This is a genomic window from Novisyntrophococcus fermenticellae (assembly GCF_018866245.1).
Classification (GTDB): domain Bacteria; phylum Bacillota; class Clostridia; order Lachnospirales; family Lachnospiraceae; genus Novisyntrophococcus; species Novisyntrophococcus fermenticellae.
Genome location: NZ_CP076458.1, coordinates 1,395,768 through 1,414,667, shown reverse-complemented (window position 1 = coordinate 1,414,667; position 18,900 = coordinate 1,395,768). Strand labels below are relative to the sequence as shown.

The window sequence follows — 18,900 nt, the reverse complement described above, 5'->3', positions numbered from 1 at the left end:
CCATACATCTTAGTATGATATATGATGATTGTCCCCCAATTCATGTTTGGCTTTTGCCAGATATCGGTATACTGTCGGCTCACTCATTGCCAGTTTTTCAGCGATATATGATACACTGCCCTTTAATAAAAATGCACCTTCGGTATAGAACTCGTTAATAATATCCTGCTTCATCTGCTGAGAAGAAGTATCGATATTCAAACGTTTATCCATCACCGTGTGATACACACTTTCCAGGGCACTGCTTCCGGCATCTGACAGAATTTCGCCCTCATAATGCTTTGCTCCAGGCTGATTGGCCGGCTTATTCTCTCCCAGTCCAACGCTTTCGATAAACTCCTGCAGGCCCAGAAACGCTTTAACATTAAAATTAATGCACAGCGCACCTACCGCCTTTCCGGAATTATCCCGGAGAAGCATCGTAGAGGAAGAAAATGGTGTACCGTCCTTCCCACTGGCTTCGTGCTGTACAATATAAGTTTTTCCATTGCCCTGCTGCGCTACATCATCCTGCAGCATCTTCATGGCAAGGTTCGTCATCGGAGAGCCTACCTGCCTTCCGCTTAAATGTCCATTGGCAATGGACACAATCGCATGCTCCGGGTCTGTAAAATCATGGAGCACAACTTCATACTGGCTGCCTAAAGCCTTCCCCAGAAATTCCACCACCGGGACATAACTTTTAAGTTCCTGATGCAAAATATATTCCCCCTTCCAGTACCTTTTTAAGTATAGCACAGAGAGAAACTTTTATCAATAAAGTAGAATAAATTATTGCTACAGCAGCTGAACACCGTGGGCTTCAGTCACTGCCAGGGTTTCCTCCGGCCATATGGAACACTGAACTTCCCCGATATGAGCTTTTCTCAGAAAAAACATACAGATTCTGGACTGTCCGATTCCACCTCCGATTGTCAGAGGCAGGGTTCCTTCCAGCACCGCTTTCTGAAAATCCAGTTTTGCGCGGTCCTGACAGCCGCTTATTTCCAGCTGCTCCTGAAGGCTTTTCGCATCCACCCGAATTCCCATGGAAGAAATCTCCAGAGCAATATCCAAAACAGGATAATATATGATAATGTCACCATTCAGCTTCCAGTCATCATAGTCCGGTGCCCGTCCGTCATGTGGTTCCCCGGCAGCCAGCCTGCCCCCAATCTGCATCAGAAAAACTGCACCCTTTTCCCTGACGATCTCATACTCTCTCTCCTTTGGAGACAGCTCCGGATAACGGTTCTCCAGTTCCTGAGATGTGATAAAGAATATGTCTTTTGGAAGAAATTCATTGATGTAATCATACTGAATGGACATATATTTTTCCGTATGCTTTAATGCCTTGTAGATTGCTCTTACCGTATCCCGTAAAGTTTCCTCCGTACGCGCTTCGGGAGACAGAATTCTCTCCCAGTCCCACTGGTCCACGTAAATTGAATGAATATTATCCGTATCCTCATCCCGCCGTATTGCATTCATGTCGGTATATAAGCCTTCTCCGGCTTTGAATCCATATTTTTTCAGTGCAAAGCGCTTCCATTTTGCAAGTGAATGGACAATTTCCGCATATGTATGATTCGAATCTTTGATCTCAAACCCTACCGGACGCTCTACCCCGTTCAGGTTGTCGTTCAGTCCGGTCTCGGGACGGACGAATAGTGGTGCAGTAACCCTCAAAAGATTCAGCCGCTTCACTAACTCCTGCTGAAAAAAATCCTTCACTGTTTTTATCGCAACTTGCGTCTCATGCAGATTCAATGCGGATGCATAGCCCTGCGGAATCATAATTTCTGCCATAATTCTTTTCCCTTCTTCATTAAATGGATTTGGATTTGATAAATTATTCCAACTATGATATATTATATCTGGGTTGAAAAAAATCAGTAAACACGGATGTTTACTGATAAAATATAAAGCCGAAAATCAGACTCGAACTGACGACCCCTTCATTACGAGTGAAGTGCTCTACCAACTGAGCTATTTCGGCTTGTGTAAGACACAATGTGTATTATACAATAGTATTTCAAAAATTTCAACTATTTTTTTAAAAGAAGAAAGGTATTATTCCGTGGATAACGATTATAAACTACAGAATCTGGAGATTCTGGAACAACATTTCCGTGAAGGATGTAAGTTGAATTGTGTACAGAAACTCGGGATGGAAATCGAGCATATTATCGTACATCGCAAAACCAGAAAGGCAGTTACCTATTATGAAGCGCATGGCATTGGATGGATACTGCAGCAGCTGAAAGCTGTATTTCCTCATTATTATTATGAAGATGAAACCCTTCTTGGCTTATATAATCTGGATTATTCCGTCAGCCTTGAACCGGCAGCACAATTCGAAGTTAGCATTGTACCAAAGGAAAGCATACGTGTCATCATGAAAATCTATCAGAGTTTTCTGCAGATCATCGAACCCCTTCTGGAAGCTGAAGACTACGAATTACTTACTATAGGATATCAGCCAAAAAGCAAGGTAGATGATTTGCCACTGATTCCCAAGCAAAGATATCAGTATATGGATGATTATTTTAAGACTTCGGGTACGAGAGGCCGGAATATGATGCGCGGTACAGCCGCCACACAAGTATCCATTGATTATTGCTGCGAACAGGATTTTGTACGCAAGTATCGGACCGCCTATCTGGTAATGCCGGCATTAAAACTTTTGTCAGATAATACACCTGTGTTCGAAGGACTGCCCTTCCCTGATCACCTGGCGCGGACAGAGATATGGAATCATGTGGATCCTAAACGCTGTGGGATATTGGACGGATTATTTGATGATGATTTTGGATTTCACACATATGCGGAGTATCTTTGGAATCTTCCTCTGATTTTTCTTCCCGCTCCGGAAGGCTCCGTCTATACCGGAAATCAGAGGGTCTGTGATATCTGGAAAGACAGGCTGATTGATGCGAAAGATTTGGATCATATCCTGTCCATGACATTTTTGGATGTCAGGGTAAAGCATTACGTGGAAATCCGCGGAGCAGACAGCATGCCATTCGAATATATGATGGCATATCTGGCACTTATCAAGGGACTCTTTTTTTGTAAAGAGGTTACCAGTGGGCTGCTGCAGAGATACCCGGTGGCCATCGGGGACATTCGGGAATCAGAGAAATCTCTTCAAAGATATGGATACCAGGGTAAGATCTATGGGCAGCCGGCCGTTAAATTTATAGAAGAGCTTTTGAATCTGGCGGAGGAGCACCTGGAGGATGGTGAAGGTATGTGCCTTCTCCCTTTCCGAAGGCTTTTAAGGCACCGAACAACTCTGGCCAAAGAGTGGCAGAACCAAAAGTAAATCTGGAATGGAGTAGTTAAGTATGAAAGCAATACAAGAAGAATATCAATCTTATATATCAGAACATTTTGAAGAAAACCGCGCATCAGCCCTTGCCGTGCGGGACTACCTGGAGCACTCTTCCGTTGCATATCACGGGCGTTGTGTTCACACACTGCATGTTCCTAAAGTTTTTACAAAAGATACCGTTCAAATCTATGAGAATATTGTCAGGATTACCTATCGCATATTTACAAAGGTCATCCAGGAGTATCTGAATAATCCGGAATACAGAAAGCTGTTTCCGTTTTCCAGAGAATTAGAGGAATTGATTCTGGTTCCCAATTTGTATGACAGTGTTCTGCCTATTGCGAGATTTGACATTTTCTTTAATGAAGAAACTCACTCTTTCAAATTTTGTGAAATTAACACCGATGGAACCAGTGCCATGAACGAAGATTTCGTATTGAATCAGGCCCTGGAGTTAAATATTGCTCACAAGCATATGAAAGAAAAATACGCATTCAGACAGTTCGAATTATTCGACACATGGGTGGAAACTTTTTTATCCCTGTATGATACTTACGAAAAGAAAAAACTCGGAAAGCCTTATATCGCGATTGTGGATTTTCTCGAACATTGTTCCATCACAGAATTCGAAGAATTTCAAAGACGTTTTCAAAAATATGGATGTGAATGTGAAATTTGTGAAATTACAGAGATGAAGTATAAGAATCATGTACTTTATTCCCCTTCAGGCCATCCTGTGGATGCCATTTACCGCCGGGCTGTAACCACAGATGTTATGGAACATTATGATGAGGTACAGGACTTCATAAAGGCCGTTAAAAACCAGGATGTATGCACCATCGGCTCCTTCTGTACGCAAATCATCCATAATAAATGGTTGTTTAAGATATTACGTGAAGAACCTACACTGCATCTTTTGACAAAGGAGGAGCAGCTGTTTGTCAATGAACACATTCCTTCTACCAATCTCATGGATGACAGGTACTGTACTTTGGAACAGATTACCTCTGAAAAAGACAGATGGATTATCAAACCACTGGACTCTTATGCCTCCAGGGGTGTCTTTGCCGGCATTGATTATAACCCCGATGACTGGGCAGATATTGTAACACGCCATTTTAACAAAGGGTATATTTATCAGGAATATTGTCCTCCCTATCAGACGGAAAATATTTATTTTCCGGACCAGGAGGCGGCGTTTAAATCCTATACCAATATGTCAGGACTTTATGTATATAATGGGGCATTTAAGGGAATCTATTCCCGTCTGTCAGATGGGGGCATCATTTCCTCCCAATATAATGAAAAAGCAGTTGCGACTTTAGAACGTGTTTAAAAACAGGGAACAGCCATGGAGTGTACACGAGCTGTTCCCTATTTCCTTTCCATAAGGCGAAGCCGCCGACGCCTTATGGAGAATCCGTTATTCACACAGGAAGGATGAACTTGAGTAAGAGACCATGTGTTGCTTATTATGAATGATCTCTTACCATATCATATGAAAAAAAGACAGAAATGTGAGGAAAAAAGTCGTAATTCCTCGAAATCTGCGCAACACTGTTACAAAATTGAATGCATTTAAAAAGAGTAGGAGTTAATAACATGAAAACATTAGTCATTGCAGAGAAGCCTTCTGTAGGCAGAGATATCGCCCGGGTTCTTAATTGCCGTCAGAATGGAAACGGATGTATAGAAGGCAGCCAGTATGTGGTTACCTGGGCGCTCGGCCACCTGGTTACCTTGTTGGATCCTGAAGACTATGATAAAAAATATAAGGAATGGAAATTGGAAGTTCTTCCCCTGATGCCTGCGAAGCTGAAAATCAAGGTTATCCCACAAACTGGTAAGCAGTACCATGCAATACAGATGCTGCTTGACAGAAAGGATATCAGCCAGGTTGTTATCGCAACGGATGCCGGCAGGGAAGGTGAACTGGTTGCCCGATGGATTCTTGATAAAGCGCATAATCAAAAACCTTGCAAGCGCCTCTGGATTTCTTCTGTTACGGATAAAGCAATAAAAGAAGGGTTTGCTCATCTTAAGGATTCCAGAGAATATGATACGCTTTATCATGCTGCCGTTTCACGTGCGGAATCCGACTGGCTAGTGGGAATTAACTGTACGCGTGCTCTGACCTGCAAATATAATGCGCAGTTGTCCTGCGGACGGGTTCAGACACCTACGCTTGCCATGATTGATAAAAGGGAGCATGAAATCCGTGCTTTTGAGCCAAAACCTTACTATACAATTTCCACTTTGGCCGGAGGTGTTTCTTATCTGTGGAAAGATGGAAAGACCGGGGAAACCAGGATTTTTTCCAAAGAACGCAGTCAGGAAATACAAAGCAGGATTACACATAAGGAATTTAAACTTACAAAGGTAGAAAAAAAGGATAAAAAGACTTATGCCCCACTACTCTATGACTTGACAGAACTACAGCGGGATGCCAATAAACGCTTTGGTTACTCAGCCAAACAGACCTTGAATATCATGCAGCGTCTCTATGAGTTTCATAAAGTTCTCACCTATCCCCGTACGGATTCCCGATATCTGACTGCAGATATCGTCCCTACCCTAAGAGAACGTCTGGAAGCCATAGCTGTGGGTCCGTATAAGACTTTTGCTGCTAAGGCAAAACAGATGAAATTATCGGGAAAATTGCCATTTGTAAACGACAGTAAGGTATCGGATCACCATGCAATCATTCCAACGGAACAATTCGTACAACTGAATGCTATGTCTGTGGAAGAACGAAGAATTTACGATCTGGTTGTCCGTAGATTCATCAGTGTACTCTACCCTCCATGTATCTACGAAGAAACTACTCTGACAGGACTTTCAGGCGGAGAAACCTTTACAGCAAAGGGGAAAAGAATTGTAGAAAATGGATGGCGGGAGATATACGAGTCCGGGCAGAATCCTGATGAGGAGGATGAAGCTCATGAGGATATGAAAGAGCAGACTCTCCCTCTTCTGCAGCAGGGTCAGATTTTTTTTGATTCAAAGGTCACAATTCGGGAGGGAAAAACCAAACCGCCTGCACGTTTTACGGAAGCAACGCTTCTTTCCGCCATGGAAAATCCCATCCGCTATATGGAGTCTTCGGATATCCGGATGGCAAAAACCCTGGGGGAAACAGGAGGGCTTGGAACCGTGGCTACCAGAGCAGATATTATAGAAAAACTTTTTAACAGTTTTTTGCTCGAAAAGAAAGGCAATGAAATCCTGCTGACTGGCAAGGCAAAGCAATTGCTGAAGCTGGTGCCGGCAGATTTAAAAAAACCGGAGCTTACGGCAAGCTGGGAAATGAAGCTTTCTGATATAGCAAAAGGGAAGCTTGCGCATCAGGATTTTATGTCCGAAATCCGTACCTATACCGGGGATCTTATCCATGAGATAAAGTCGGAGGAGGGAACCTTCCGTCATGACAATCTGACCAACAAAAAATGTCCCCAATGTGGAAAGCGTCTGTTATCTGTTAATGGTAAAAACGCAAAACTACTGGTTTGTCAGGACCGTGCGTGTGGCTACCGTGAAACCATATCGCGCACCACAAATGCCCGCTGTCCTGTCTGCCATAAGCGTATGGAGATGTATGGAAAAGGAGAAGAAGCCACTTTTATCTGCTCCTGTGGTCATAAAGAACGTTTGGACAAGTTTGAGGAACGCCGCAGGAAAGAAGGTGGCGGAGTAACAAAGAAGGATGTGGCAAAATATATGGCAAATCAAAAGAAAGAAGCCGCCAAACCGCTCAACAACGCGTTTGCTGATGCGTTGAAAGGCATGAAGCTAAATTAAGTTACCATCTTTCATCCAGGAAGCCGTTTCTGCATATAGTATTCATGAGAAGTAATATATGAAGGATGGTAAGATTTTGGCAATAAAAATTTTTGTTGATCAGGGACATAATCCCAGTGGTTTTAATGCAGGCGCAGAAGGCTTCGGCTATAGGGAGCAGGATATCACTTATATGGTGGGGATTTTTCTGGCCAATATACTTTCAAATGATCCAAGATTTGAAGTACGTGTTTCCAGGCCGACACCTGAGACAGTGCTTGGAACCAGCAATGCCACCAGTTTAAGAGAGCGTGTGTATATGGCGAACAGCTGGCCGGCAGATTATTTTATCAGTATACACGTAAACTCCAACCCCAACCCGGAAATAAACGGCAGCGAAGTCTATGTCTATGATCTGGATAGTCCCGCCGCAGAACTGGCGGAACAGGTTCTTCTGGAAATTGTCCGCAGAACCGGTACAAAGAACAATGGCGTACGGGTCAATTCCGCCCTATACGTCTTAAGGCGCACACAGATGCCTTCTATATTAGTTGAGCTTGGCTATATTTCGAATTACGATGATGTTCAGAAGCTGGTTAATGATCAATACCAGTTTGCATATGGCATCTATGTCGGGCTGCTCAATTACCTTGGATTACCTCAGATTTTATAAAAAGATAACCTAAAAAGAGGCCGCTTAAAAAATGCGGCTTCTTTTATATTATTTAGAACTATATATCATTGCTTTTTCGTTCCCTTCGTGTCCCGTTTTGCGAGTTTCAATTTATTCAGGTTAAGTTTTTTTTCTTTATATTCTATCTCATATTCCATACGGCTGGCTAAGAGATATGCGTGTTCCATATAGTCCCCTTCGCTAAGCCGCATACCCCGGACTCCAAGTGCGGTTTTCTTTTTCTCCGGTATCTCGTTTGCGAGGAATCGCAGAAAATAGCCGCCGTGGCTTTGCAATACCAGATAGTCGCTTTCATCAAAGATGCCCACCAATATTACGCAGTCCTGCTCCTCTGCCAGTTTCGTAGCGGCAACTGTACGTTTTGACACATCAAATTCGTAGCCATCTACAACCTTGCACATCCCGTTTTTTGAAACAAATACCAATTTATTCTGTTTTATATGTTCCAGGCTGGAGACAAATACCATCTGTTCCCGGGTACTGCTGTAATTACAGAGATTATCAATCGGTGTTCCTTTATCCCGAAACTTTCCTCCGGGCAAGTCCAAAGCTTTTACCATGTGCAGCCTGCCCTGATCTGTGAAAATACAGATTTTATCGGTATTCATACAGCGAAAGACATATTTATTCTCAGTATCTGCTGATTCTTTATTACGCTCATAGGTAGCCACATCTACAGTTTTGGCATATCCGAACCGATCCATGAGAAATACAATTTCTGTCTCTTTTATTTTCTGTTCTTCCAGGACAATTTCTTCTGAATTTTCAATTAAAGTCCTGCGCTTTCTTCCATACTCTTTTTTAACAGCGTCCAGATCATCCATAATTACCCTGGCCATGGAGTCATAATTGTTTAGTATATCCTCATAGCGGGCGATTTTCTCCAGTGTATCGCCGTGTTCCTTCAGTAATGCCTCAAGCTCCAGACCAATCAGGCGATACAGGCGCATCTCCAGTATCGCCGCAGCCTGTCTCTGGGTAAAGTTAAGCTTCCGTGCGGCCTTTTCACTGGTCTTTGTCTTGAATTTAATCCCATCAGTAAGCCCCATGGTCAGACAGTCCTTTACCTGCTTTTGATTTTTACTGCCCCGCAGGATTTCAATGATGAGATCAATTACATCATAGGCTTTAATCAGGCCCTCCTGGACTTCCTTTTTATCCAGTTCCCTGGCCAGCAGATTCTGGTATTTTCTGGTACATAGTTCAAATTGAAAATCCACATGATGTTCGATAATCTTTTTAAGACTTAAAGTCTCCGGACGGCCATCCACAACTGCCAGCATGTTCACACCAAATGTATCCTCAAGCCTCGTCTTCTTATAAAGCAGATTGGTCAGATGCTCCACATCCGCTCCCTTTTTAAGTTCCAGCATAATCCGTATTCCTTCCTTTGAGGACTGGTTGGATATATCTATGATATCCTGTGCCTTTTTTAAGTCCACCAGATTTGCAACGTCATTCAGAAACTTACTGATATTGGCGCCAATCATCGTATACGGAATCTCACTGATAATCAGATACTGTTTTCCCGCCTTTCCTTTCTCTACTGCAAGTTTACCCCGAAGTTTCAGCTTTCCGGCCCCTGTCTCATAAATCTGCCTCAGGTCATCCTGATTTGCAACAATTCCTCCCGTAGGAAAATCAGGTCCTTTGATATATTTCATCAGACCTTTGGTCGTAATGTCCTCATCCTTCATATAAGCCTTTACGGCATCCACTACCTCTGCCAGGTTATGGGGCGGGATATTTGTGGCCATACCCACCGCGATGCCATCTGCACCATTGACCAGCAGATTGGGAATCCTTACCGGCAGCACCTCGGGTTCTTTCTCTGTCTCATCGAAATTCGGAATGAAATCGACCACATCTTTGTCCATATCCTTCAGATAAACATCCTGTGTAATCTTCTGAAGCCTGGCCTCCGTATAACGCATTGCAGCGGCGCCGTCACCTTCTATGGAGCCGAAGTTTCCATGCCCATCGACTAATGTCTGACCCTTTTTAAAATCCTGGGCCATCACCACTAGGGCGTCATAGATGGAGCTGTCACCGTGAGGATGATATTTTCCCATCGTGTCACCCACGATACGGGCACATTTCCGGTAGGGTCTGTCATAATAAATTCCCAGCTCCTGCATATCATACAGGGTTCTTCTGTGCACAGGCTTCAGACCGTCGCGTACATCGGGAAGTGCCCGCGCCACAATTACACTCATGGCATAGTCAATATATGATTTCTGCATAAGCTCGGAATATTCTGTCTTTATAATCTGTTCATCCATTCTATTCAACCTTTCTCACGGGAATTAGATATCTAATTCTGCATCTTGGGCATGCTCATAGATAAATGCCTTTCTGGGAGGTACATCGGTTCCCATCAAAACTTCTGTCACATCCGATGCCAGACGGGCATCTTCAATTTCAATCTGTTTCAGCATTCTGCTCCCGGGGTTCAGCGTAGTCTCCCAAAGCTGTACCGCATCCATTTCTCCCAGACCTTTGTATCTTTGCAGAGTGAATTTTTCATTCTTATGTTTTTTCCGGTATCTGTCTAACGCTTTATCGTCATACAGATATTCTTCCTTCCCCTTCGAAGGCATGACTTTATAGAGGGGCGGCATTGCTACATATACATGTCCCTCATAGATTAATTCAGGCATAAACCGGTAAAATAAGGTCAAGAGCAGGGTGGAAATATGCGCTCCGTCCACATCGGCATCGGCCATGATGATGATCTTATTATAACGCAGCTTCGTAATATCAAAGTCATTGCCATATCCTTCCGAAAAACCACATCCGAATGCATTAATCATAGTCTTAATCTCGGCATTGGCAAGCACTTTGTCAATTGTAGCTTTTTCCACATTTAAAATTTTTCCGCGAATCGGCATGATTGCCTGGAAATTCCTGTTTCTGGCCATCTTGGCAGAACCGCCTGCCGAATCTCCCTCCACAATAAATATTTCGCACTTAGTAGGATCCCGGCTCTCGCAATTGGAAAGCTTTCCATTGGAATCAAAGGAATATTTCTGTTTGGATAACAAGTTGGTTTTTGCTTTTTCTTCTGTCTTACGAATCTTTGCCGAACGCTCCGCACAAGCCAGTACATTCTTTAAAACCTCCAGATTCCGGTCGAAATATAGTACTGCTTCTTCTCCCGTAATTTTACTGGCTGCCCTTGCTGCATCCTGGTTATCCAGCTTTGTTTTCGTCTGTCCTTCAAATCTTGGATCAGGATGCTTGATTGAAACCACCGCTGTCATACCATTACGGATGTCTGCCCCTGTGAAATTGGAATCCTTCTCTTTTAGAATCCCAAGTTCTCTGGCATAATTATTCATAATTGTAGTAAATTGGGTTTTAAAGCCTGTTAAGTGGGCGCCGCCCTCTGCATTATAGATATTATTACAGAACCCCAGTACATTTTCCTGAAATTCATTGATAAACTGAAGTGCCACTTCTACAGTGATTCCTTCACTCTCTCCTTTAAAGTAAATCACTTCATGAACAGCCTCTTTTTTTCTGTTCAAATCTTTCACAAAGCCCACGATTCCATCCGGTTCATGAAAGACGATTGTTTCCTGAACACCGTCACGCCTGTCCTCAAACACAATCTTAAGCTCAGGATTCAGATAGGCTGTCTCATGAAGACGAGACTTCACTTCTGTGGCAGAGAACCGGGTCTTTTCGAATATTTCCGGATCCGGAAGAAAGTTCACACAGGTACCTGTCTCGCGGGTTCTTCCCAGCTTCGGGAGAAGTCCATTCTCCAGCTCCAGCTTCGGCACACCCTGTTCATAATAATCATGATGAATGTAGCCGTCCACACTGATTTTGATATCGAGATGGCTGGACAATGCATTGACCACCGAAGAGCCCACACCGTGCAGTCCTCCGCTGGTCTTATATGCCTGATTATCAAATTTTCCACCGGCATGCAGTGTTGTGAATACCAGGCGTTCCGCAGACATCCCCTTCTCATGCATTCCTACGGGAATTCCCCGTCCGTTATCCGAAACAGTACAGGAACCATCCGCCTCGAGTGTAACCTGTATCCTATCACAGTATCCTGCCAGATGCTCGTCAACTGCATTATCCACGATTTCGTAGATCAGATGGTTCAACCCTTTTCTTGTCGTGCTTCCAATATACATTCCGGGTCTTTTTCTGACTGCCTCCAGTCCTTCCAGCACAGATATACTGCTGGCATCATAAGTTACTTTTGCCATTATTATCACCTTTACATTTTATTTCTTTTAAAAATCATAGGATTCGCGATGCTGTTCCATCAGTTCATCGAATCCATGGATATATACATCTGATTCTCTAAGTATGTCCTCCTTTGAGGATTCCGATTCCGGATCATAGACCCCTACGGATAAGAATCCACCTTCATTGGCCCCGCGTACGCCTTCTATGATATCTTCATATACCACACAGGTCTGAGATTTTTCTCCAATCTGCAGCGCTGCTTTTTCATAAATATCCGGAAACCCTTTCCCTCTTGAAACTTCACTGACCGTTACAATCTCATCAAAATATGGCAGTATGCCTGTACGCTTAAGTGCAGGAAGCATCAGTTCCCGTTCTGAAGATGTAGCTGCTGCTATCCGGATATCAAGTCTTTTCAACTGCTCCAGATATTCCATGACATATGGTTTCAAAATGACCTGAGTTGCATATGCGTCCTGCGCCATGGACATCCACTCCTGCATAATATCCTCCGGTCTTTCATTCAGCTTAAAGCGCCTAATCGTGTAAGCGGCGGCAGCTTTCGCTCCTAGTGGAGTGATGGCTGCCATATAGTCCTGCGGTACTTCAAACCCTCTCTTTCTCAGAAAATCTTCATCTATCTGTCTCCAGACATTCATGGAATCCAGAAGGGTTCCATCCAGATCAAATATCGCTCCTTTGTAAGTCTGCATAAATTCTCCTATTCGTATTCCACCGAAACCAATGTCAGTCCCTGCGGTGGTGCCGTAAAGCCTGCGGCCTCTCTGTCTTTTGCTTCGATAATCCCTTTAATCTCCGAGGGGGAGCGCTTTCCCTGTCCTACCTCCAGCAGTGTACCTGTGATAATTCTGACCATATGGTATAAAAATCCATCTCCAATAAATATGATTTTCATCACATCCGTTTTTTTATCTAAATCGATCTTAATCATATGAAGGGTACGAATCGTAGACTTTTTAAAACGTCTGTTCGAACAGAAGCTTTTAAAGTCATGGGTTCCTCTGAGATATCTGGCTGCTTCTTCCATCGCTTTTATATCCAGCTCTCCCTCAAAATGATAGAGATACTTTCTGTCAAATACATGTTTTCTGCTGTCTAAACCTACCTTATACATATACGTCTTGCGGACAGCGGATAATCTGGCATGGAAACGCTCCGGTGCCCTTTCCACGCCTAAAACCTCTATATCCTCCGGAAGATATCTGTTCAGATACTTCCAAAGTTCCTCTTCTTCTGCCTCCTGCTTCAGATGAAAGCTTGCAGTCTGCCCATAAGCATGCACCCCTGCATCCGTTCTTCCTGCACCGTTAACTTCCACGGATTCTCCGGCAAAGCGGCTAAGTACTGCTTCCAGTTTACCCTGAATGGTATTGCCTGTGTTTCCCTGCTTCTGCCATCCATCATATCTGCTGCCATCATACTGAAGCACCATTCTATAATTCATACTAATCTCCTTAGTTTTCTATAAAAAGACATTTCATTGAAATTCGTTGCCTGGATTCGATTTAAAAAATTGTATCATCTCACTGGTAAGGCTGATATTCAGTTTGTTTTCCGGAATATCTTCACGTTCAAACCACTGCCCTTCGCTCAGTTCCAATTCGTCCAGATGTATGGTATCATCCCCATCCACATCACAGAAAAATCCAACCAGAATTGTTCCTGTAAATGCCCAGGGCTGACTTTTATAGTATCTGATATTCTTGACCTTCAGACCGACTTCTTCCATCACTTCCCTGCGGACCGTCTCTTCCAGGACTTCTCCCACTTCCACATAACCGGCAACGAGTGCATAATTCTTAAGCTTACTGTGACCGGCCGCATATCTGGTCAGCAACAGTCTGTTTCCATTGGTAATTCCTACAATAACTGCCGGAGAAATGGTCGGGTATGTAACTTTTCCGCACGCCGGACATTCCATCGCCCGTTCCACTCCCTGTGCCCTCATCTTCGTACCGCAGCGGCCGCAGAACTTTGTATCGTTGTACCAGGTATGAATCTGATATCCCGTAATTCCGGCGAAAGCTTTCCACATAGGACTGGCTTCTCTTAAGACTGTCGTAGCCTGATAGCTCCAATCACTGAATTCTTCTATCTCCGGTTTTCTCAGTTCATAGTAATCCTGATCATCAATTCTGAATAAAAATTTCGCTTTTTTCCCGATTTCGGGAAAGACACTCATGATATCTGAAACCAAAGGGTATTCTATCCTGCCCTCCTTATATTTAGCCAGAATCCGATCCCGCATGTAAATCAATACCACATCGCTTTCCTCTGGCTCCTGTGGTGTATATTCCACATGAAAACGATGTGGTTGTATATCCTGAATCATCTCAATCTCCTTTTATCTGTTATTTCTCTTAATTCAGCTTTTTCGTATTCCCACTGTTGTCCCGGATGCGTTACATTGACAATCTTACTTCTTTGCCCGGTACCCGGCAGGGAATCCCTGAATTTTGTAACTGTGCTGTAACGTCCCCAAAGATGCATCGGAAATATATACTCCGTATTCACATGATCCATAAAATAATGTATTCCCATATCATAGTTGTCCTCCAGTCTGTGATCCAGAGGCAGAAATGCAATATTTAACGGAATCTGCATCAGTTTATCAACCTCTCTTTGATACCTGGTTATCATATCGTGCTTCTCTGCCTTGGAATCCTCTTCCCATACCCAGGCATTTAAATCACCTGCATGAAAGACAGACTGCTCTTGATAAGCAATCAGAAATGCCACTCCTCTGTCTGTGGAATCCAGAGTTTTTATCTGCATACTCTGAGTCTCTCCGATCTCCAGACTTAAGTTGCCGCCCGGTTTCATATAATGAATTCCATCTGGGATGTTTCCCAACGGGATTTTCTTAACTTCCTTTTGAATATCTGACGACAAAATATAATGTACATTTTCATAGCCAGAAAACAAATTAAAAATCTCAGGGACAAAGTGATCCCGGTGTCCATGGCTGGAAAAGATGAAGAGCGGCTTTTTTGTATCCCGGGCGGGAATCTCTCCTCTGTAATAATCAAACAACCAGACACACTCTTCCCATTCCACTGCGAATCCACTATGTTCTATATAAGTAATCAGCATATGCATCCCACCTTTCTATCTATAATAAAAACAGAGATTTAAGAACACTTGTTTCTTTTGTGTAAGACTAGAATAGCACACTGAAGTGAAAACAGCAAGTTTTGATTCCAGTTATAAACGCCAAAGTACATAAAAGGAACTGCCGGCGGCAGTTCCTTTGTATCAAACCTCATCAATTGCTTTTCCAATATCATGGCGGTAATATTTGTTTTGAAATTCCACGAGCTCCACAGCCTGATATGCATGTTCCCGGGCCTCTTTCAGGTCTTTCCCCTTAGCCGTAACACCTAAGACCCTTCCGCCGTTTGTAACAACTTCTCCATTTTTAAAGCAGGTTCCGGCATGAAATACGAAATAGTCCTCACTGCCTTTGAAGTGTTCCAGACCGTGTATCGGAAATCCCTTCTCATAAGAAACCGGATACCCATCACTTGCAAGTACCACACAAACTGCCGCATTATCTTCAAACTGCAGGTCAATTCGATCCAATGTGCCATCAATGCATGCTTCAAATACCTCTATAATATCATTTTTCATCCTGGGCAAGACCACCTGGGCTTCCGGATCCCCAAACCGGGCATTGTACTCCAGAACTTTAGGTCCATCTTCTGTCAGCATCAGTCCAAAGAAGATAATTCCCTGAAACGTTCTTCCCTCTGCCGCCATGGCATCTACTGTCTGCTGATAGATATATTGTTTACAGAATGTATCCACCTCTTCTGTATAAAATGGACTGGGTGAAAATGTCCCCATACCTCCCGTATTGAGTCCCTGGTCTTTATCCTTCGCCCGCTTGTGATCCTGTGCGGAGGTCATGATCCTGATGGTTTTTCCATCCACAAAAGAGAGTACAGATACTTCCCGTCCTGTCATAAACTCTTCGATCACCATCTGATTTCCTGCCTGTCCAAATTTCTTATCCAGCATTATCTCCCGGACACCTTCCCTCGCCTCCTCCAGGTTCTGGCAGATCAGTACACCCTTTCCCAGCGCCAGACCATCCGCTTTCAGTACAATTGGAAATCTTGCGGTCTCAAGACAGGCAAGTGCCTTTTGGGGGTCCGTAAAGTTTTCATATGCTGCTGTAGGTATATGATATTTTTTCATCAAGTCCTTTGAAAACGCTTTGGAACCTTCCAGGATTGCTGCATCCTTCCGCGGTCCGAAAATGCGAAGCCCCTGCGTCTCAAATACATCCACGATACCTCCCACAAGCGGATCATCCATGCCTACAATCGTTAAATCAATTCCCTTTTCTTTTGCAAACGCAGCCAGTTTTTCAAACTCCATGGCACCAATATTTACACACTCGGCGTATTCCGCTATTCCGGCGTTTCCGGGAGCACAGTACATCTTATCCACCTTTGGGCTTCTGGCTGCCTTCCAGGCAATTACATGCTCTCTTCCGCCGCTTCCGATAATCAGAATTTTCATCACTTTGTACTCCTTTATTTCAGAATTCTTACCAATCCATCTTCTACACGAATCCTGTCATTGGCAATCAGATCTATGGCATACGGCAAGATCACCCACTCAGCTTCCTCCATCACACGCTTCTGCAATATTTTGGGGGTATCACCTTCTCGGACCTCAACCGCCTTTTGCAAAAGAATCGGGCCGGTATCCATACCGCTGTCCACAAAGTGTACAGTAGCTCCGGTTACTTTCACACCCCTTGCAAGCACCGCTTCATGAACCTTCAATCCATAGTATCCCATACCACAAAAGGACGGTATCAATGCAGGATGTATATTAATCATCCGGTTGGGATAAGCCTTCACGATTAACTCCGGCATTGCAATCAGACAGCCTGCGAGAACCACCAGCTCTGCCTTACAGGATTGAAGTTTTTCAAGCAAAGCGAGGTGAAACGCTTCTCTAGTCTCGTAAGATTTCGGAGAAATACAGACTGCCTCTATTCCATGGCTCTGTGCCCTCTTAAGGGCATAAGCACCGGGATTATTACTGATTACCACGGAAATCTCAGCATTCGTTATTCCGCCGGCCTCAATCGCATCCAGAATGGCCTGCAGATTCGTTCCGCCTCCCGATACCATAACCGCCAGCTTTAACATAACTCAACTCCCTTTTCTCCGGATTCGATATGGCCAATCAGATACGGCATCTCGCCTGCATTTCGGACGGCTTCCATGGTACACCTGACGTCTGCCGGATCAACCGCCACAATCATGCCGATTCCCATATTGTAGGTATTATACATCATCTTCTCATCTATATCACCTGTTTTAGCCAACAGATTGAAAATCGGGGGAACCGGATAGCTGTCCCTTGTAATAACGGCTTTTACACCATCCTTCAGCATACGCGGCACATTTTCATAGAATCCGCCCCCTGTGATATGACTACAGGCTTTGATACGAATGTTTTCTTCCCGGATACTCTGTAACGCTTTGACATAGATTTTGGTCGGTTCCAGCAAAGCCTCACCTAAAGTCCGTCCTAACTCCTCATAATAGGTATTTAAAGCTTTTTCAGACATCTCAAACACATTACGAACCAGGGAAAATCCGTTACTATGCACTCCGGAGGATGCGATCCCGATCAAAACATCCCCCGGGCAAAGCTCTTTTCCGGTAATCAGATTTTTTTCGTCCACGATTCCTACAGCAAATCCTGCCAGATCATATTCGTCTTCCGGATAAAATCCCGGCATCTCGGCCGTTTCCCCACCTATCAGAGCAGCATTCGCCTGCGTGCAGCCATCGGCCACTCCCTTAACAATTTCGGCTATCTTTTCCGGCACATTCTTACCGCAGGCGATATAATCCAGGAAAAACAAAGGCTCCCCACCCGCACATGCTATATCATTGACACACATCGCCACACAGTCAATCCCAACTGTATCATGCTTATTCAGCAAAAAAGCCAGCTTTAATTTGGTTCCGACACCATCGGTACCCGAAACAAGTGTCGGCCTTTCCATATTTTTAAATTTATCGATAGAAAATGCCCCTGAAAATCCCCCGATATCGGTCAAAACTTCGGAACGCATGGTCTTCTTTATATGCTCTTTCATCAATTCTACGGAACGATAACCGGCCTCAATATCCACACCGGCCTTCTTGTAATCCATCTTCATCCTCCTGCCCTCCCATCGGCTTATTTACTGTAATTTTTATAGCCCACTTCCTGCAGTCTGACATCTTTGGCCACTACCTGCTCCTTCAGCTCTTCAGAATACGCTTTGAGCTTTGAAAGAAGAGCCGGATCCGATACGGATAATATCTTCGCCGCCAGAATACCAGCATTGGCTCCGCCGTTAATTGCAACCGTGGCCACGGGGATACCGCTTGGCATCTGAACGATGGAATATAGAGAGTCACGCCCTCCCAGAGAAGTCGTATGCATCGGAATGCCTATGACCGGCATCGGAAAAATCGCCGCACACATACCGGGCAGATGTGCTGCCATACCTGCACCTGCAATGATAACTTTTAATCCTCTCTCTTCTGCACTCTTTGCATACTGAAAAAACACATCAGGTTCCCTGTGGGCAGAGATGATGGTCATCTCGTACTCAATACCAAACACTTCCAACATCTCTGCTGCCTTGCTCATAACCGGCATATCAGAATCACTTCCCATTACAATACCAACCTTTGCCATGCCGCTCTCCTTCTCTCATGTATATTTATTAGCTTTGCTTATATGTAGAATCATTAATTTTATATCTACTTATAAGTTTATAATACTTAACTCCTGGATACTTGTCAAGAAGATTATATATTGCTTTCTGTTTCATTGTCATTTACAATGGGATTAAGAA

General features: G+C 43.9%; 16 protein-coding genes and 1 tRNA gene. 4 read left to right on the top strand and 13 right to left on the bottom strand.

The annotated features are described in order from the left end of the window. Positions 1-9 precede the first annotated feature (9 nt). The 3 genes from KNL20_RS06330 to KNL20_RS06320 all read right to left on the bottom strand — a co-directional run bounded on the left by KNL20_RS06330 (position 10) and on the right by KNL20_RS06320 (position 1,978). Positions 10-699, bottom strand: coding sequence for a helix-turn-helix transcriptional regulator (locus KNL20_RS06330; protein ID WP_230399762.1), 690 nt, complete (start codon positions 697-699; stop codon positions 10-12). 78 nt (positions 700-777) lie between these two features. Further along, a complete protein-coding gene (gene asnA / locus KNL20_RS06325; RefSeq protein ID WP_230399761.1) occupies positions 778-1,788 on the bottom strand; it encodes an aspartate--ammonia ligase in 1,011 nt (336 codons plus the stop codon). A gap of 117 nt (positions 1,789-1,905) precedes the next feature. Further along, positions 1,906-1,978, bottom strand: a tRNA-Thr gene (locus tag KNL20_RS06320). 81 nt (positions 1,979-2,059) lie between these two features. Between KNL20_RS06320 and KNL20_RS06315 the strand changes: the two genes are divergently transcribed. The 4 genes from KNL20_RS06315 to KNL20_RS06300 all read left to right on the top strand — a co-directional run bounded on the left by KNL20_RS06315 (position 2,060) and on the right by KNL20_RS06300 (position 7,766). Then, positions 2,060-3,307 carry a glutamate-cysteine ligase family protein gene (locus tag KNL20_RS06315; protein ID WP_230399760.1) on the top strand — a complete coding sequence of 416 codons (1,248 nt, stop codon included), beginning with the start codon at positions 2,060-2,062 and terminating at the stop codon, positions 3,305-3,307. Between the two features lie 22 nt (positions 3,308-3,329). Next, positions 3,330-4,652 (top strand): glutathionylspermidine synthase family protein, encoded by a 1,323-nt coding sequence (locus tag KNL20_RS06310; RefSeq protein ID WP_230399759.1) that lies wholly within the window; start codon positions 3,330-3,332, stop codon positions 4,650-4,652. A gap of 266 nt (positions 4,653-4,918) precedes the next feature. Beyond that, complete coding sequence (locus tag KNL20_RS06305) at positions 4,919-7,114, top strand: DNA topoisomerase III (RefSeq protein WP_230399758.1); 2,196 nt, start codon at positions 4,919-4,921, stop codon at positions 7,112-7,114. A 76-nt stretch (positions 7,115-7,190) separates the two neighbouring features. Then, a complete protein-coding gene (locus KNL20_RS06300) occupies positions 7,191-7,766 on the top strand; it encodes an N-acetylmuramoyl-L-alanine amidase family protein (protein ID WP_230399757.1) in 576 nt (191 codons plus the stop codon). A gap of 65 nt (positions 7,767-7,831) precedes the next feature. On the opposite strand, the gene KNL20_RS06295 is transcribed toward KNL20_RS06300, so the two are convergent. From KNL20_RS06295 to purE, 10 genes are all read right to left on the bottom strand, one after another. Further along, a complete protein-coding gene (locus KNL20_RS06295; RefSeq protein ID WP_230399756.1) occupies positions 7,832-10,069 on the bottom strand; it encodes a DNA gyrase/topoisomerase IV subunit A in 2,238 nt (745 codons plus the stop codon). 24 nt (positions 10,070-10,093) lie between these two features. Continuing rightward, entirely contained in the window at positions 10,094-12,016 is a 1,923-nt protein-coding gene (locus KNL20_RS06290) for a DNA gyrase/topoisomerase IV subunit B (RefSeq protein WP_331468337.1), read from the bottom strand. Positions 12,017-12,043: 27 nt separating this feature from the next. Further along, positions 12,044-12,712: an HAD family hydrolase gene (locus KNL20_RS06285; RefSeq protein WP_230399755.1), complete on the bottom strand. Its 669-nt coding sequence runs from the start codon at positions 12,710-12,712 to the stop codon at positions 12,044-12,046. An 8-nt stretch (positions 12,713-12,720) separates the two neighbouring features. Continuing rightward, positions 12,721-13,464: a tRNA pseudouridine(38-40) synthase TruA gene (gene truA / locus KNL20_RS06280; RefSeq protein WP_230399754.1), complete on the bottom strand. Its 744-nt coding sequence runs from the start codon at positions 13,462-13,464 to the stop codon at positions 12,721-12,723. A gap of 33 nt (positions 13,465-13,497) precedes the next feature. Beyond that, complete coding sequence (gene nudC, locus KNL20_RS06275) at positions 13,498-14,352, bottom strand: NAD(+) diphosphatase (RefSeq protein WP_230399753.1); 855 nt, start codon at positions 14,350-14,352, stop codon at positions 13,498-13,500. Next, a complete protein-coding gene (locus KNL20_RS06270; RefSeq protein ID WP_230399752.1) occupies positions 14,349-15,113 on the bottom strand; it encodes an MBL fold metallo-hydrolase in 765 nt (254 codons plus the stop codon). The genes nudC and KNL20_RS06270 overlap by 4 nt, the downstream gene beginning before the upstream one ends. Before the next feature lie 162 nt (positions 15,114-15,275). Beyond that, a complete protein-coding gene (purD, locus tag KNL20_RS06265) occupies positions 15,276-16,547 on the bottom strand; it encodes a phosphoribosylamine--glycine ligase (protein ID WP_230399751.1) in 1,272 nt (423 codons plus the stop codon). A gap of 14 nt (positions 16,548-16,561) precedes the next feature. Next, complete coding sequence (gene purN / locus KNL20_RS06260; protein ID WP_230399750.1) at positions 16,562-17,188, bottom strand: phosphoribosylglycinamide formyltransferase; 627 nt, start codon at positions 17,186-17,188, stop codon at positions 16,562-16,564. Beyond that, positions 17,182-18,207, bottom strand: a complete 1,026-nt coding sequence (gene purM / locus KNL20_RS06255) for a phosphoribosylformylglycinamidine cyclo-ligase (protein ID WP_329957509.1) — start codon at positions 18,205-18,207, stop codon at positions 17,182-17,184. Before purM ends, purN begins: the two co-directional genes overlap by 7 nt. Before the next feature lie 26 nt (positions 18,208-18,233). Next, on the bottom strand, positions 18,234-18,740 hold the full coding sequence (gene purE / locus KNL20_RS06250; protein ID WP_230399748.1) for a 5-(carboxyamino)imidazole ribonucleotide mutase: 507 nt from the start codon (positions 18,738-18,740) through the stop codon (positions 18,234-18,236). Positions 18,741-18,900 lie beyond the last annotated feature (160 nt).

What these genes read in the sequence shown, in the direction of transcription:
- asnA (WP_230399761.1), bottom strand. Translation starts at nt 1,788, where the DNA reads ATGGCAGAAATTATGATTCCGCAGGGCTATGCATCCGCATTGAATCTG.
- KNL20_RS06310 (WP_230399759.1), top strand. Translation starts at nt 3,330, where the DNA reads ATGAAAGCAATACAAGAAGAATATCAATCTTATATATCAGAACATTTT.
- KNL20_RS06305 (WP_230399758.1), top strand. Translation starts at nt 4,919, where the DNA reads ATGAAAACATTAGTCATTGCAGAGAAGCCTTCTGTAGGCAGAGATATC.
- KNL20_RS06295 (WP_230399756.1), bottom strand. Translation starts at nt 10,069, where the DNA reads ATGGATGAACAGATTATAAAGACAGAATATTCCGAGCTTATGCAGAAA.
- KNL20_RS06290 (WP_331468337.1), bottom strand. Translation starts at nt 12,016, where the DNA reads ATGGCAAAAGTAACTTATGATGCCAGCAGTATATCTGTGCTGGAAGGA.
- KNL20_RS06285 (WP_230399755.1), bottom strand. Translation starts at nt 12,712, where the DNA reads ATGCAGACTTACAAAGGAGCGATATTTGATCTGGATGGAACCCTTCTG.
- truA (WP_230399754.1), bottom strand. Translation starts at nt 13,464, where the DNA reads ATGAATTATAGAATGGTGCTTCAGTATGATGGCAGCAGATATGATGGA.
- nudC (WP_230399753.1), bottom strand. Translation starts at nt 14,352, where the DNA reads ATGATTCAGGATATACAACCACATCGTTTTCATGTGGAATATACACCA.
- KNL20_RS06270 (WP_230399752.1), bottom strand. Translation starts at nt 15,113, where the DNA reads ATGCTGATTACTTATATAGAACATAGTGGATTCGCAGTGGAATGGGAA.
- purD (WP_230399751.1), bottom strand. Translation starts at nt 16,547, where the DNA reads ATGAAAATTCTGATTATCGGAAGCGGCGGAAGAGAGCATGTAATTGCC.
- purN (WP_230399750.1), bottom strand. Translation starts at nt 17,188, where the DNA reads ATGTTAAAGCTGGCGGTTATGGTATCGGGAGGCGGAACGAATCTGCAG.
- purM (WP_329957509.1), bottom strand. Translation starts at nt 18,207, where the DNA reads ATGGATTACAAGAAGGCCGGTGTGGATATTGAGGCCGGTTATCGTTCC.
- purE (WP_230399748.1), bottom strand. Translation starts at nt 18,740, where the DNA reads ATGGCAAAGGTTGGTATTGTAATGGGAAGTGATTCTGATATGCCGGTT.